This window comes from Geothrix terrae, from assembly GCF_022808775.1.
Taxonomy (GTDB): domain Bacteria; phylum Acidobacteriota; class Holophagae; order Holophagales; family Holophagaceae; genus Geothrix; species Geothrix terrae.
This window is the reverse complement of sequence record NZ_JAKZLA010000008.1, coordinates 168,654-182,558: the sequence shown is the minus strand read 5'-3', so window position 1 is coordinate 182,558 and position 13,905 is coordinate 168,654. Positions and strand designations below refer to the sequence as shown.

The following is a 13,905-nucleotide window of genomic DNA, read 5'->3' as shown; positions in this document are numbered from 1 at the left end:
CTCAAAGGCTTCCTATCTTCTATCCGGTTTTCAAAGACGCCCACCGCGTTTCTACACGGTCCAGAAGAACCTTCCAGCCCTTCCCGGCACTCCGCAGCCTCAACTGCGCAGGACATTCAGACTAACAGGGGCGAGCCGCAGCGCAAGCGGAATTTTTTGGGGAGGGGCGCACCAACGTTGCATCTCTGGCGAAAACCCCATGGAATTCCTAGGAAATCCCCAGTTTCAGGAGAGTCCGTCGCTTGCCCGATTCCACCGCGGGCTGATCGAAGGGATCCACTTCGAGGGCCATGCCGCACAACCCGACCACCAGCTGCCAGGCCATGAGGAAGGCGCCCAGTGAGGCCTCATCGAGCGTCTCCAGGTGCCAGTGGATGACCGGCACGCCGGCGTCTTCGAGCGCCTCGCGGGTTCCTTCCGCCTGGGCGCGAACCACCTCCGCGCCGCCCCGGCGGCCCAGCCCCGCAAAGGGGCACTGAACCGGCGGATCAGAAGGCTCCGCCGCCTCCCCGGATCCAATGGTGACCATCACCACGCCGACGTTGCGCGGGCCGTCAAGCCAGCGCTGCAACTGGGCGTGCTGGTCCTGGGGACCCACGGCGCGGATGGGCGTGAAGCCGCGCCGACTGCCATCCTTCGCCTGCTTGCCGAGGCTTTCCGCGATCAGCTGCACCCACCATCCGCCCACGGTCTCCAGGCGCGTGGCGTAGGGCATCATCACCCACTGATCCACGCCGCTGAGATACCCCTTGGTCAGGGTCCCGACCATGTCCCACACACGCGTGCCCCAAGGACCGCGTCCTTGCTCCGTCTGCGCCAGCACCACGCGGGCGCCGGCGAGGAAGCGCCCGGCATCCCGACCGGCCCAGTGCAGCGGTAGCGTCCCGATGGGCGTGAACGCCGAGTAGCGCCCGCCCACCTCCACCGGGATCGGCAGCAGCGTCCATCCTTCGGCCCGGGCCAGCTGTGCGAGTGGATTCTCATCGTCCTGCGTGATGGCGATGGGCGCCCGATGCCACCGGCCCCACCCCTCCTGGGCGCGCAATCTCCCGATCCAGCTCCACAGCTCCAGCGTGCGCCCGCTCTTGGAGGCGAACACCAGCTGGTCCTCGCGCTCCAGGCGCAGGTCATTGGGTTCCGGCGAGGCCAAGGGCTGCCAGCGGAGGCGGAACGGCGCGTCCGCCAGGGCCTGGACGAGCGCGTCCGCCGGCAGCACGGAGCCTCCGATCCCACACCAGAGCAGGCGCCCGGGCCCCAGAGACGCCGGCAGGGCCGGGCCCTCCACCGACCGCCATCCCGACATGGGATGTCCAACCATCTGCCGCCACAGCGCCTTCGGGTCCATCCGGATCCTCCCATCGCAGCCATCTTAGGCCATCATGATCCCCGGAGCCCCTATGCGAACCCTCCGAAAAGCCGTTATTCCCGTGGCCGGGCTGGGCACGCGGTTCCTGCCCGCTACCAAGGCCCAGCCCAAGGAGATGCTGCCGCTGGTCGACACGCCCGTGATCCAGTACGTGGTGGAGGAGGCCATCCGGGCCGGGGTGGAGAGCATCGTGCTGGTGACCGGGCGCGGCAAGGGCGCCATCGAGAATCATTTCGACGTCGCCTACGAGCTCGAGGACACCCTGCGCCGGCGCGGGAAGCATGAAGACCTCGACCTCGTGCGGGACATCACCCACCTCGCGCAGTTCGCGTACGTGCGCCAGGGCGAGCCGCTGGGCCTTGGCCACGCGGTGCTCTGCGCCCGCCATGCGGTCGGCGACGAACCCTTCGCTCTGCTCCTCGGCGACGACGTCTTCGACGAGCGCGATTCGGCCCTCGATGCCCTCATCACGGCCTATCACGCCACCGGGAAGTCCGTGGTGGGCGTCCAGGAGGTTCCGGAGGACCACGTTTCGCGCTACGGCATCGTCAGCGCACCCCGCAACCACGAGTCCGTCTGGGACGTGACAGCGATTGTCGAAAAGCCGAAACCCGAGGATGCGCCCAGCCGGTGGGCCGTGGTGGGGCGCTATGTACTGGAGCCCCGCGTGTTCGACCACCTGGCCGCCCTCAAGCCCGGGGTCGGCGGCGAGTACCAGCTCACGGACGCCCTGGCCCTCCTGGCCAAGGAGGGGCGCCTGGTGGCAGCTCCGATCCCCGCTCAGCGCTTCGACACCGGGAACAAGCTCGACTACCTGAAGGCCAACGTGGAATTCGCCCTCAAGCGGGAGGATCTGCGAGACGACTTCGCCGCCTACCTCAAGGAGCTGGCGAAGCGGCTCTAGCGGCTCTACCGCCGCAGCCTCAGCGCGTTCAGCACCACGGTGAGGGAGCTGAGGCCCATGGCCAGCCCCGCCAGCATGGGTCCGCCGAACCGCTCCAGCTGGCCGGAGGCCGCCAGGGGCACCAGCACCAGGTTGTAGCCGAAGGCCCAGGCAAGGTTTTGCCGGATGATGCGGTGAGTCCGCAGCGCCAAGCGACGTGCGGCCAGGATGGGATCCAGGCCCGGCCGCAGCAGCACCAGGGGAGCCGCCGCCATGGCCGCGCCGGTGCCTTGCTCGCCCGCTCCCGAGCCCATGGCGATGCCGCAGTCCGCCTGGGCAAGGGCCGGCGCATCGTTCACGCCGTCACCCACGAAGCCGACCACGGCGCCCCGGGCCTGGAGATCCTTGATGCGGGTGAGCTTGTCCTCGGGGCGCAGACCCGCGGACACGGAAGCGATACCGACGGCCTCGGCCATGCGGGCGGCCGGTTCGGGACGGTCTCCCGTGAACAGGTGGAGGCGCAGCCCCTGGTGTTTCAGCTGACCGACAACCGCGGCGCTCTCGCTCCGGAGCCGGTCGCCGAGGATGAACACGCCCTTCAGTCCCGAGCCATCCGCCAGGCCCACGGCGGTTCCATCCTCATCCACAGAGGGGAAGGGCATCCCCAGGAACGCGGCGCTGCCCAGCCGCCAGGCCGTCCCTTCGATCTCGCCGCTGACGCCCCCGCCGGGATGGGTCCGGAAGGCGGATACCTCCTTCAAGGCTCCGCCATGAGCCACATGGGCCACGACCAGGCCCCGGGCGATGGGGTGCTCGGAATCCCGTTCCAGGCTCGCCGCAAGCTGCAGCAAGTCCGCTTCGGCCATGTCCGAGGTCCCCACGGTCCGGCGCAGCCGGGGCCGACCTTCCGTGATGGTCCCGGTCTTGTCGAAGGCCAGGTCCGTGGCTTGCCCCAGGGCTTCGAGGGCCGCGGCGTCCCTCACCAGCACACCCTTGCGCGCCGCGGAGCCCAGGCCCACCATGACCGCCACCGGCGTGGCGAGACCGAGGGCGCAGGGGCAGGCGATCACCAGGAGGGTGACGGCCGGTCGCCAGGCCTGGGCCAGGGCCCCGGTCCCCACCCACCAGCCCGCCAAGGTCAGCAGGGCGAGGATCAGGATGACGGGCACGAAGACGGCGCTGATGCGATCGGCCAGATCCTGGGCCGGGGCCTTGGAGCCCTGCGCTTGCGCCACCAGCGCCGCCATGCGGGCCAGCTGCGTCTGGGCCCCCACGGCCTGGATCTCCATCTCGAGCATGGAACCGTGCACCACCGTCCCGGCCACCAGACCTTCGCCACCCCCCTTGGGCACGGGAAGGGGTTCGCCGGTGAGCATGGATTCATCCACCTCCGCCTGGCCGGCGATCACGCGGCCATCGGCCGGCACCGCGTGACCCGGGAGCACCCGCACCCGGTCGCCGGGATGCAGGTCCCCCACCGGGACCTCCACCGCGGAGCCGTCGGCGCCGAGGCGCAGGGCCGTGGGCGGCGCGAGCGCCAGCAGCTCCTTCAGCGCGTCCGTGGCCTTGGCCTTGGCGCGGGCCTCCAGGTATTTGCCCGTCAGCAGGAAGGCCACCAGGGCGGCCGCCGTCTCGAAGCTGAGGTGGTGGACGCCATTCAGCCATTCCACCACGGCGAACAGCCAGGCGACGCCCGAGCCCAGCGCGATGAGCGTGTCCATGGAGGCTTGGCCATGCCGCGCTTGGCGTCCCGCCCGGACGAAGAAGCCCCAACCCGCCCAGAACACCACCGGCGCCGAGAGAGCCGCCTGGAGCCAGGCCGGCAGGTGGAGGCCCAGGCCCGGGAGCATGGCGAGCAGGAGCGGGGCCGTGAGGATGAGGGCCACGAGCATCCGGTTCCTGGCGGGCGCCGGATCATCCTTTGCCTGCGCCACGACCTGGTCGGCCTGGGGCCGGCCCAGGCCATAGCCCGCATCCTCGACCTGCGCCGCCAGGGTCTCGAAGCTGGCGTCGCCTTCCACCGTGGCGGTGGCGGTGGCCAGATTGACGGAGGCGGCCCGGACGCCGGGCGTGGTGGCCAGGGCCTTTTCCACATGCCGCACGCAGGACGCACAGGTCATGCCCGTGACGGTGTAGGTCTCGACGCTCATAAGCCTTCCGGACGCGGCCTAGGCCTGTTCTGACATCTGGTAGCCGGCCTCGGCCACCGCCGCAGCCAGGGCCTCGAAGGTCGCGGTGCCGCTCACGGTGGCAGAGCTCTTGGAAAGGTCCACGGCCACGTTCGTGACGCCCGGCGTGGCGCGCAACGCCTTGTCCACGTGGCGGACACAGCCGCCGCAGGTCATGCCGGTCACGCGATAAGTCTGGGTGTTCATGGGTCCTCCAGGAGGCTCAGGCCCGCAGTTCCGTGAGGGCGGGCAGGCGCTTGGCTTCGGCGAGCAGGGTTTCCATCAGGTTGCAGCCGAGGTCGCTGCTCTGTCCGTCGGGGGTGCCCAGGGTGACGCGGAGGATCTCGACCAGCAGCTGGATCTCGGCCAGCTTGCTTTCAAGGGCCCTGAGCTTGCCGCCGAGGGCGTCGCGCACGTGGGCGCAGGGGGCGCTGTCCTGGCGCAGGGCCCGGAGCAGCTCCTGCACCTCGTCCAGGGTGAACCCCGCGGCCTGGGAGGCCTTCAGGATCCGCACCCACTGGACGGCCTGCGGGGGGAACAGACGGTAGCCCTTCGGAGACCGGGGCAGCTCGCCGAAGACTCCGGCATCGGCATAGAAGCGCAGGTTCCTGGCCGTCAGGCCCGAACGGGCGGCAAGCTGGCCGATCTTCAGCATCCGAGGCGCGGCGAGGGCCGAAGCAGGTGCGGGGTGGAGGTCAACGACGGTCGACATGGGACCCTCCCGAGGACGAACACCCCCAGTCTAAGCTTCCAGTTACATGGAAGATCAAGGATAAAATCACAAAAAACTATATGCGCGATGAGCGATGAATATGCAAGTGCAGCAGGGTCACCGCGGCCGGGGTGACGCCGGGGATCCGGCTGGCCTGCCCCAGGGTCTCGGGCCGGTGCAGGGTCAGCTTCTCCAGGACTTCCTTGGACAGGCCGTGCAGGTGCTCGATGCGGAAGTCCGCGGGGATCCTCACGTGGTCCCAGGACCGGTGGCCTTCCAGAAGGCGGGCCTCGCGTTCGCGGTAGGGGGCGTAGCGCAGCTCGAAGAGCAGCAGGTCCCGTTCCCAGGCCGGGTTCCATCCGGCCTGCGCCTCGTCCCAGCCCTCCAGGAGGGCCAGGCAGGCGTCGGTCTCGGCCGGCCCCATGTGCTGGCGGCGCAGCAGGTCCGCCAGGTTCAGACCCGCGTCCAGGCGCAGTCCAGCCCCGGCGGCGATGGGCCCGAAGGGGCTGGTCTGGGTCACCCAGGCGGCCTCGCACTGGGCCCGCAGCCGCTCCCGCCGCTCGACCCGGCCCTCCACCGAGGCCAGCTCGGCGGCCGAGAGGGCCCCGACCTCTCGGGCCACGTCCAGGAGCCGGGCGTCCGCCACATCGCAGGCCAGGCCCAGCCGGTGCTCGGCCCGGGCCGTGAGCATGCGGTAGGGTTCGTCCGTCCCCTTGGTGACGAGGTCATCGATCATCACGCCCAGGTACGCCTGATCCCGGCCGAGCACCACCGGATCCTTGCCTTCCAGCCGGCGCGCGGCGTTGATGCCCGCCAGCAGGCCCTGGCCCGCGGCCTCCTCGTAGCCGGTGGTGCCGTTGATCTGGCCGGCGAACCACACGCCTTCCAGGGCCTCCACCGACAGGTCCTGCTGCAGTTGCAGGGGATCGAAGCTGTCGTACTCGATGGCGTAGCCGGGACGCAGGATCTCGGCACTTTCGAAGCCCGGCAGGCTCCGCACCATCCGGAGCTGCACCTCCGGCGGCATGGAGGTGGACAGGCCGGCCAGGTAGATCTCCTCGGTCTCCAGGCTCTCGGGTTCCACGAAGATCTGGTGGCGCCCCTTGTCCGGGAACTTCACGAACTTGTCCTCGATGGAGGGGCAGTACCGGGGCCCGACCCCCTCGATGTGCCCCCCGTAGAGGCTCGACTTCGGGAGGTTCTCCCGCACGATGGCCTCGGTCTCCGCCGTGGTGTGCACGATGTGGCAGGGCACCTGCGGCTGGGGGATGCCTGGGCTGAAGAAGCTGAAGGGACGCGGTGGATCGTCGCCGGGCTGGACCTCCAGCCGGCTGAAGTCGATGCTGGCCCGGGCCAGCCGCGGACTGGTGCCCGTCTTCAGGCGGCGATGACGCAGCCCCAGGCCTCGCAGCTGCTCTGCCAGATGCGTGCTGGCGGGCTCTCCGGCCCGGCCCGCCTCGATGCGACGCTCTCCAATGAGGATCCGCCCGTTGAGGAAGGTGCCGCTGGTGACCACCACGGCGTCGCAGGGCAGCACAGAACCGTCCAGCAGCTCCACACCCCGCAGGCCTTTGGTGCCTGATTCCCACAGGAGGGCGGCGGCGATGCCCTGGCGGAGGCGCAGGTTCGGCGTGTGCTCTAGCAGGTGCCGGGCCGCGATGCGGTACTTGACCTTGTCTGCCTGGGCCCGGGGGCCGCGCACGGCCACGCCCCGGCTTTCGTTGAGGATGCGGAAGTGGATGCCCGTGGCGTCGATGAGGCGCCCCATGGCCCCGCCCAGGGCGTCCAGCTCGCGCACCATGTGGCCCTTGCCCACGCCACCGATGCTGGGGTTGCAGCTCATCTGGCCGATCTGGTCCAGGTTCATGGTGAGCAAGGTCGTGGCCGCGCCCAGCCGGGCGGCGATATGCGCGGCCTCGATTCCGGCATGTCCTCCGCCAATCACCACCACCTGCTTCACCCGGGCCTCCGAAGGGGGACAGGATACCCTCCCCAATCGACGCGTTCGGGAGCCGCCGGGATGTGAGAAAATGGCCCCATGCGACCCCGCCTAAGCCCAGAGGAACGCCGCGACCGCCGGAGACGCGCCATGCGGCGGTCCATGTTTGTGCTGCCCTCCAGCATCACCATGGCCTCCATCTTCTGCGGCTTCTCCAGCGTGGTCATGTCCATCAACGCCGCCGGCGCCACCCCCGAGCGCTATTTCCTCTGGGCGGCGGGCCTGCTGGTGCTGGCGGGGGTCTTCGACGGCCTGGATGGCCGGGTGGCCCGGGCCACCAACACGGCCACCGAATTCGGCGTGCAGTTGGACAGCCTGGCGGACGTGGTCAGCTTCGGCATGGCCCCAGCCATCCTCGCCTACCGGTACGGTTTCTTCCACCTGGGCATCCAGGATTCTCACCTGCGGGCCGTGGGCTGGGCGGCCTGCTTCGTCTTCACGGCCTGCGGCGCCCTGCGCCTGGCGCGCTTCAACGTGCAGGTCGGCGCCGTGGACCCCCGCTACTTCGTGGGCCTTCCCATCCCCGCCGGGGCGGCCTGCGTGGCCTCTGTGATCATCTGGAGGCCCACGCCCCCGGCAGTGGCTCTCCATGCCTATGCGTTCGCCGCGGAGCTGTTCCTGGTCGGCCTCCTGATGGTCTCCACGATCCGGTTCCCCAGCTTCAAGAAGCGCGCCGGCAGTCCCCGCGCCGCCATGCTGACCAGCTTCACCATCGTGCTGATCTTCGCGCTGATGATCCTTCTGCAGCAGCGGTTCTTCGTGGGCTTCTTCGCCGCCTACATCACCCTGGGCCTTCTGCTGAACCTGGCCTGGAAGGCCGGCTGGCGCGGGATCGAGCCCCCGAGGGACGGGGCCGAGGACTTGGCGCACGTCCACTGAGCGAATCGACGGAAAGGGGCTGCCAAGCAGCCCCTTTCCGTCGCCGTCCAGCCAGGACGTCAGAAGGTGGTCGCCCCCGGGGGCACCGACACGCCCACCACGTTCGCGACCTTGACGTTGGCCAGAAGCCGGCCTCCCGTCCCGGGCCCGACGGCCAGGACGGCCCCCTGCTTCACGGCCGCCTCGCTCGTGGCCACGGTGGGGATCTTCTGGATCGCCATGCGCTGGATGATGAAGCTGGCCACGGATGTGCCGTCCCCCGCCACATGATCGCCCGCCAGGAGCACGACCGCGTCCGGCTTCCGGCCCGACAGGGCGGCGACCGCCCGGCCCACGTCCTGGGGCCCCTTGACGTCCACGACTAGGACCTTGAAGCCGTCCGCGGCCGCGGTCAGCGCCGCGACGGCCTTCTTGCTGCCCGCCGCGTCGCAGACTACCGCGAGGGTCTTCACCTGGGGCCAGGCCTTCTCCATGGTCCCGATGAGAGCGTCATAGTCTCCAGCCGCAAGCGACAGCGAGACAAGGGCACACGAGAACACCAGGGTCCTGAAACGGGCCATCCAAACCACCTCCAGCCCTTCCACTCTATCCCTGGATAACGGTTGTTGGAATATCGATTTTTTCGTATTGTTTTTTTCTAGGTCAAGATCCCCGCGATGCACGCGCTCAGGAAGTTGGCCAGGGTGCCAGCCAGCATGGCCCGCAGGCCCAGGCGGGCCAGATCGCCCCGGCGCTCAGGCACCAGGGCCCCGATGCCCCCCACCTGGATGGCGATGCTGCTGAAGTTGGCGAAGCCGCAGAGTGCGAAGGTGGAAATCAGCCGCGCCTTGGCGGAGAGGTTCGTCATGGCGCCCAGGTCCAGGAAGGCCACGAACTCGTTCACCACCATGCGCTTGCCCAACAGGGAGCCCACCTGCCCCGCCTCGATCCAGGGCACGCCCATGAGGTAGGCGAAGGGCTTGAAGGCCGCTCCCAGCACCATCTCCAGGCTGAATCCTGGATGGATGGCCTTCATCAACCCGTTGATCAGATAGATCAGGGCGATGAAGGCGATGAGCATGACGGCCACATTGAAGGCCAGCTGCCCCCCCTCGAAGGCACCCCGGGCCGCGGCGTCCAGCACGTTGGCATCGTGGGTGGGGATGTCCACCTTCACCTCACCCGCGGTCTCGGGAGCCTCGGTCTCGGGCTCCAGGAGCTTGGCCATCATCACCGCCCCGGGCGCCGTCATGATCACGGCCGTGAGCAGATGCACGATGTCCACGTGGGCCACCTGCACGTAGGCCACCATGATGCTGCCGGACACATGGGCCATGCCCGCCGTCATGATCACCATGAGCTCGCTGCGGGTCATGCGCGCCAGGAAGGGCCGGATGGTGAGGGGCGCCTCGGTCTGGCCCATGAGGATGCTGGCGGCCACGCTCACGCTCTCGGCGCCCGACACCTTCAGGAACCGGCCCATGGCCCGGGCCGCCGCGCCCACCACCCACTGCATGACGCCGATGTAGTAGAGCACCGCGAAGATGGAGGCCACGAAGATGATGGTAGGCAGCACGGCGAAGGCGAACACCATGCCCACCTTGCCGCCGGGCCCGTCGGACAGGGACCCGAAGACGAAGCTGGCGCCCTCGTGGGCGTAGGCCATGAGGTGCTCGACCACCACGCGCATCTTGTCGAAAGTGGAGCCCACCAGGTTGCCCCGGAGCAGGCCCAGGACGATGACGCCGAAGAGGCCCCAGTTGAGGGGCCTGTTCTCGTAGGAGGCGAACCGCCGGAGCAGCATGGGCGTGAACATCAGCAGCAGCACCACCCAGCCGGCCCCCTTCGGGAAGGGCAGGAAGGACAGCAGCCCCGCGATGGCGGAACCTTTGAGGACGATCAGGGCGAAGACCCACTGGAGCGTGAGGCCCCAGCCGATGGTCCGCCAGTGGATGGCGCTGCGCTTGTGCGACAGCGCGTACGCAATGGCCATGAAGGCCACGATTCCGGCCAGACCCATGAGGCGTTCCATCGGGGCTCCTAGGCCAGGTGGGCGGGTTCATCCCACCCACCTGGCGGGGGCCCGGGGGGACATCGCGAGCTTGGCGAGCAGGCGGTCCTCCCGGACAGCATTAGAGTTCCTGGTTCAGGGCCTCGACGGCCTTCTCCATGTAGAACCGGGCCCGGCCCAGCAGGCCGTCCCGCTGCATCACCAGCACCAGCGTGCACTGCTCCCTGGCGCCCATCATGAGGATCCAGTGCTGCTCGGTGGCGAAGGCCACCTGCTTGACCTCGCCGCGGTCGAACTCCTCCACCGCCTGCTGGAGGTGCCGCTTCACCACATGCTGGTAGGCCCCCAGAAGCTGCAGCCCCTCGTTGGGCACCTGGATGGTGCGTGAGCAGATGGGATCCCCATCGCGATCGTTGAAGGTCGCGGCCAAGGCCTCGGGCACCTGTTCGATGAGCCGATCCAGGAGTTTCTGGAACATGATGGGACTCCGGCAATGCGTGCTGACAGCATGACCGCACTGGGGGGCCATGGCAAAACCCGGGCTCCCTAGATCCCCCGGGCCGCCTGGAGCGCCCAGATCCCGGCCAGCAGGAGCCAGGCCCCGACCCGGAGGCCGCGGGAATCCGGCAGAGGCGGGTAGGGATCGCCCCGCCAGACCCGGCGGAGGTCCCAGAGAACCGCGACGGGAGCCGCGGCGGCGAGGATCGCCAGGGCCGGATACCAATGCAGGGCCGCCCCCCACTGGCCCTGCCCCAGGGCCAGTGTGCCGCGGGTCAGCCCGCAGGTGGCGCAGGCGACTCCCGTGACGCGCTTGAAGGCGCAGCCTGGAAGCAGGTCCGCCCAGGGGGCCAGGAAGCCCGCCAACCGGACGCCCAGCCCCAGGCCCAAGGTGGCCAGTACGATCCAGGGCACCCGCCTCACGCGGCCACCCGCAGCATCGCCAGCAGGACCACCGCCAAGCCGAGCGCACAGGTCCCAAGCAGGATGGCGTGTACCACGGTGGCAGCCACCCCCCGCCAGACACCGCAGCCGTGCCTGGCCCCCAGGGCGAAGCCGCGGAAGAGCCACAGGTAGCCGTCCAGGAGGAGCAGCGGGAGGGCCAGCAGCATGCCCAGGACGGGCACGAAGCCCAGCAGGTCGATCAGCGTGCCCAGGGCCGTGATGCGCAGGGCCTCGGCCTCGGCCACCAGGGTGACGCGGAAGCCGCGCTTCGCCTTCAGCCCCCCCACCAGCCACAACCCGGCGTGGTCCCAGACGGCGTCATGGATCCAGGTCCCCAGCACGCCCAGGGGCACGACCAACAGCAGCCAGGGCCAGATGGCACCGAAGGCCGGAGGGGGCGGAAGGGACCGGAGCAGTTCCCGCAACACGTCCGGATCGGCGCCCAGGGCCTGCTCCAGCCAGGCTGGCGGGGCGCTGTGCCGAAGCTGGCCATAGGATTCGAGCGCCCGCCAGACCGTCAGGCCGGTGTTGGCCAGGGACAGCGGCACCCACACGGCCAGCATCCGCGCCAGGGCCCGGCCCAGGGTCGGCGGCGGCTCGGTGAACGCCGCGGAAGGCCGGACCAAGGCCCGAAAGGGGGCCCGAAAAGAGGCCCAAAAAGGAGCCCGGATCGCGTCCGTGAAGGGAACCCCCATCACTTCCTCAGGAAGAGGGTCTCGAACTCGCGGAGGGCGATGACGTCGCCGTCCCGCTTGAGGGGGCCGTGGAAGTCCTGGGGGCTCAGGTCGGCGAACTCGCCGAAGGTGGCCACGTTCCCGTTGATGTAGGCGATGAACTCATCCTGCCGGTGCTTGATGTAGCCCCGGAAGGGCCGGGCGATGGCCCCCAGCAGGGCGGAATCCAGGGCCGTCCAGGTCTGGAGGTGGGTCTCGAAGCCGTTCTTCCCCTCCCAGTAGCGGTACGAGGTGAGCATCTTCGCCTTCACGGCGAAGGGCGTCTTCAGGCGGCCCTTCTCGGCCACGCCCTCCACCAGGTAGACCCGATGCCCAGGCCGCCGGTACACGAGGCGGAGCGTGCCCTTCAGCCCGTGCGCGTCATCGATGCTCCAGGAGCCGTCCGGATGGATGAAGGCGTAGAAGCCGGGCACGAACTGGCAGTGCCGCCACATGGCCGAGGCCAGGCGGGGATGGTCGAAGAGTTTCTCCATGCTCGCCAGCCGCACGTGCTTCGGCTGGGTCTGTGTCTCGAAGATGAAGTCGGCCCGATCGATGATGTCCTGGGCCTCGGCCTGGGCGGCCGGGGGCAGCTGGGCCAGGAAGGCCGGCGGCTGGGCTTGGACGCAAACGGCCAGGAGGGCGAAGATCACGGCACGCATACCCAAGACGCTAGCACCTCCCCGGGGCCGCCGGGGCCCCCAACGGCGCTAGCGGTTGGCGCGGACCGGACCCCGGGTCGCGGCTATGCTTTTCCTCTGTCCCGAGGCTTCCATGCTGCCCGCCCCCCCCTGGTCCCGCGTCCCGGTCGCCCTGCTCTGCGCCCTGCCGGTCCTGGTCCAGGTGACCGGGCGCGCCCAGGAGGCTGATCTGGCCGAACGCCTGTATCAGAGCGGCGAACGCGCCTACGCGGCCAAGGCCTACCAGGAGGCGGCGGACACCTGGGGCCAGCTGCTCCAGTCCGCCCCTGGGAGCGCGTTCGCCCCGCGAGCCCTCCTGGGGCTGGCCCGGCTCCAGGTGGAGGTGAACCACAAGCCCGAGGCCGCCATGCCCCTCCTGGACCGGCTGAAGGCCGACCACATCCGGACCCCCGAAGCCGCAGAAGGCCTGCTGCTGCGAGGAACCCTGCTCGCCCGGCAGGCCCGGCGCCCGGCCGAGCTCAAGGACGCCATGGCGGAGTTCAACCGCGTCATCGACCTCTTCCCGGAGTCCCCGGCGGTGCCCGAGGCCCGGTTCCGGCTGGGCCGCGCCTGGCGGGACCAGGGGCAGTGGGGCCGCGCCCTCCAGCTCTTCGTGGACGCCTTCCGCCTCCACCCCGACGCCGCCGTGGCGCCCCGGGCCATGCTGGAGGCCGCCGAGACCATGGACCTCCTGGACGATCTCCCGGGCTGCCTGCGGATGCTCCAGCGGCTGCGGACCCTGGCCCCCCACACACCTGAAGCCGGGGAGGCCGCCTGGCGCACGGCCGTGCGAGTAAAGCACCGGCTGCAGAAACAGCCCCTGACCAACGAAGGCTCCTGGCCGGCAGGGCGCGTGAAGTGGCTCCGGACACCAACCCTCATGGCCAACGCGCCAGACGGGGACCTCCTGATCTACCAGAACGACCTGGACCATGCCTTCCGGCTCCACGACGGCGAACTGGCCCCCGCCGGCCCCGCCGCGGCCGGAGCCAAGGCCATGGCCGTCTCGCCTGCCGGCGAGGTCTGGCTCCTCTCCAAGGCCGGCCTCTCCCGGGATTCGGCGGCACCGATGCCACTGAACGGTCTGGGTGCCATCAGCGGCGCCGCCCTGGACCGGTGGGGCGCCCTTTGGGTGGCCGATGCGAAGACCCCCGCTCTGACCGTCTTCAACCCGGATGGTGCCTCCCGCACCGTGGCTTCCCCCATCGCCAACGCCCTGGCCGCCCTGCCCACCGGCGGCATGGCCATCGCCTCGGACGCGGATCGCAAGCTGCTCTTCCTGGATGCCGACGGTCAGCCGCGCGTGGTGGTCCCCTACGGCAGGGACCTTCCGGCCCCCTTCCGGAACGTGGTCGCCCTGGCCTCGGACGGGGCAGGGCAGGTGGCGGTCCTGGTGGATGGAGGCGACTTCGGGGAGGGTGTCCTGATCCTCGATCCCCATGGCGCGGTGCTTCGCCAGGCCACCTTCAAGAGCCTGGGCATCAGCGGCCGCATCACGTCGCTCGCCCTGGACCGCTCCGGCGGCCTCATCCTCTGCGACCGCCGCAACGACCTCCTGTACCGGTTGAACTGA

General features: G+C 69.7%; 14 protein-coding genes. 3 read left to right on the top strand and 11 right to left on the bottom strand.

The features are described 5' to 3' along the window. Positions 1-208 precede the first annotated feature (208 nt). Positions 209-1,303 (bottom strand): hypothetical protein, encoded by a 1,095-nt coding sequence (locus MLE42_RS14745; RefSeq protein ID WP_243288637.1) that lies wholly within the window; start codon positions 1,301-1,303, stop codon positions 209-211. Between the two features lie 94 nt (positions 1,304-1,397). Here MLE42_RS14745 and galU point away from each other — a divergent pair, with 94 nt between their 5' ends. Next, positions 1,398-2,270, top strand: coding sequence for a UTP--glucose-1-phosphate uridylyltransferase GalU (galU, locus tag MLE42_RS14740; protein WP_243288636.1), 873 nt, complete (start codon positions 1,398-1,400; stop codon positions 2,268-2,270). 5 nt (positions 2,271-2,275) lie between these two features. Here the strand turns inward: galU and MLE42_RS14735 are convergent, their stop codons facing one another. The 4 genes from MLE42_RS14735 to mnmG all read right to left on the bottom strand — a co-directional run bounded on the left by MLE42_RS14735 (position 2,276) and on the right by mnmG (position 7,089). Next, positions 2,276-4,399 (bottom strand): heavy metal translocating P-type ATPase, encoded by a 2,124-nt coding sequence (locus MLE42_RS14735; RefSeq protein ID WP_243288635.1) that lies wholly within the window; start codon positions 4,397-4,399, stop codon positions 2,276-2,278. Positions 4,400-4,417: 18 nt separating this feature from the next. After that, positions 4,418-4,624 carry a heavy-metal-associated domain-containing protein gene (locus MLE42_RS14730; RefSeq protein WP_243288634.1) on the bottom strand — a complete coding sequence of 69 codons (207 nt, stop codon included), beginning with the start codon at positions 4,622-4,624 and terminating at the stop codon, positions 4,418-4,420. A 16-nt stretch (positions 4,625-4,640) separates the two neighbouring features. Beyond that, entirely contained in the window at positions 4,641-5,129 is a 489-nt protein-coding gene (locus MLE42_RS14725) for a MerR family transcriptional regulator (protein ID WP_243288633.1), read from the bottom strand. A 76-nt stretch (positions 5,130-5,205) separates the two neighbouring features. Further along, positions 5,206-7,089 (bottom strand): tRNA uridine-5-carboxymethylaminomethyl(34) synthesis enzyme MnmG, encoded by a 1,884-nt coding sequence (gene mnmG / locus MLE42_RS14720; protein ID WP_243288632.1) that lies wholly within the window; start codon positions 7,087-7,089, stop codon positions 5,206-5,208. Positions 7,090-7,218: 129 nt separating this feature from the next. Between mnmG and pssA the strand changes: the two genes are divergently transcribed. After that, positions 7,219-8,007: a CDP-diacylglycerol--serine O-phosphatidyltransferase gene (pssA, locus tag MLE42_RS14715; RefSeq protein ID WP_243288631.1), complete on the top strand. Its 789-nt coding sequence runs from the start codon at positions 7,219-7,221 to the stop codon at positions 8,005-8,007. Between the two features lie 59 nt (positions 8,008-8,066). Here the strand turns inward: pssA and MLE42_RS14710 are convergent, their stop codons facing one another. The 6 genes from MLE42_RS14710 to MLE42_RS14685 all read right to left on the bottom strand — a co-directional run bounded on the left by MLE42_RS14710 (position 8,067) and on the right by MLE42_RS14685 (position 12,314). Further along, positions 8,067-8,567, bottom strand: a complete 501-nt coding sequence (locus MLE42_RS14710) for an ABC transporter substrate binding protein (protein ID WP_243288630.1) — start codon at positions 8,565-8,567, stop codon at positions 8,067-8,069. Positions 8,568-8,644: 77 nt separating this feature from the next. Then, positions 8,645-10,018, bottom strand: coding sequence for a NupC/NupG family nucleoside CNT transporter (locus tag MLE42_RS14705; protein WP_243288629.1), 1,374 nt, complete (start codon positions 10,016-10,018; stop codon positions 8,645-8,647). 100 nt (positions 10,019-10,118) lie between these two features. Continuing rightward, positions 10,119-10,475 (bottom strand): roadblock/LC7 domain-containing protein, encoded by a 357-nt coding sequence (locus tag MLE42_RS14700; RefSeq protein WP_243288628.1) that lies wholly within the window; start codon positions 10,473-10,475, stop codon positions 10,119-10,121. 68 nt (positions 10,476-10,543) lie between these two features. Then, the gene (locus MLE42_RS14695; RefSeq protein WP_243288627.1) at positions 10,544-10,909 is read right to left on the bottom strand and encodes a DUF2752 domain-containing protein; all 366 of its coding nucleotides are present in this window, start codon (positions 10,907-10,909) and stop codon (positions 10,544-10,546) included. A 5-nt stretch (positions 10,910-10,914) separates the two neighbouring features. After that, positions 10,915-11,565 carry a hypothetical protein gene (locus MLE42_RS14690; RefSeq protein ID WP_243288626.1) on the bottom strand — a complete coding sequence of 217 codons (651 nt, stop codon included), beginning with the start codon at positions 11,563-11,565 and terminating at the stop codon, positions 10,915-10,917. A gap of 68 nt (positions 11,566-11,633) precedes the next feature. Then, positions 11,634-12,314: a hypothetical protein gene (locus MLE42_RS14685; RefSeq protein ID WP_243288625.1), complete on the bottom strand. Its 681-nt coding sequence runs from the start codon at positions 12,312-12,314 to the stop codon at positions 11,634-11,636. A gap of 112 nt (positions 12,315-12,426) precedes the next feature. On the opposite strand from MLE42_RS14685, the gene MLE42_RS14680 reads away from it, so the two are divergent. After that, positions 12,427-13,905 (top strand): outer membrane protein assembly factor BamD, encoded by a 1,479-nt coding sequence (locus tag MLE42_RS14680; RefSeq protein WP_243288624.1) that lies wholly within the window; start codon positions 12,427-12,429, stop codon positions 13,903-13,905.

Bases quoted from the DNA above. Each gene is read 5' to 3' on its own strand.
- MLE42_RS14700 (WP_243288628.1), bottom strand. From the start codon at position 10,475: ATGTTCCAGAAACTCCTGGATCGGCTCATCGAACAGGTGCCCGAGGCC.
- MLE42_RS14705 (WP_243288629.1), bottom strand. From the start codon at position 10,018: ATGGAACGCCTCATGGGTCTGGCCGGAATCGTGGCCTTCATGGCCATT.
- MLE42_RS14685 (WP_243288625.1), bottom strand. From the start codon at position 12,314: ATGCGTGCCGTGATCTTCGCCCTCCTGGCCGTTTGCGTCCAAGCCCAG.
- MLE42_RS14730 (WP_243288634.1), bottom strand. From the start codon at position 4,624: ATGAACACCCAGACTTATCGCGTGACCGGCATGACCTGCGGCGGCTGT.
- MLE42_RS14735 (WP_243288635.1), bottom strand. From the start codon at position 4,399: ATGAGCGTCGAGACCTACACCGTCACGGGCATGACCTGTGCGTCCTGC.
- MLE42_RS14725 (WP_243288633.1), bottom strand. From the start codon at position 5,129: ATGTCGACCGTCGTTGACCTCCACCCCGCACCTGCTTCGGCCCTCGCC.
- MLE42_RS14680 (WP_243288624.1), top strand. From the start codon at position 12,427: ATGCTGCCCGCCCCCCCCTGGTCCCGCGTCCCGGTCGCCCTGCTCTGC.
- MLE42_RS14745 (WP_243288637.1), bottom strand. From the start codon at position 1,303: ATGTCGGGATGGCGGTCGGTGGAGGGCCCGGCCCTGCCGGCGTCTCTG.
- pssA (WP_243288631.1), top strand. From the start codon at position 7,219: ATGCGGCGGTCCATGTTTGTGCTGCCCTCCAGCATCACCATGGCCTCC.
- MLE42_RS14710 (WP_243288630.1), bottom strand. From the start codon at position 8,567: ATGGCCCGTTTCAGGACCCTGGTGTTCTCGTGTGCCCTTGTCTCGCTG.
- galU (WP_243288636.1), top strand. From the start codon at position 1,398: ATGCGAACCCTCCGAAAAGCCGTTATTCCCGTGGCCGGGCTGGGCACG.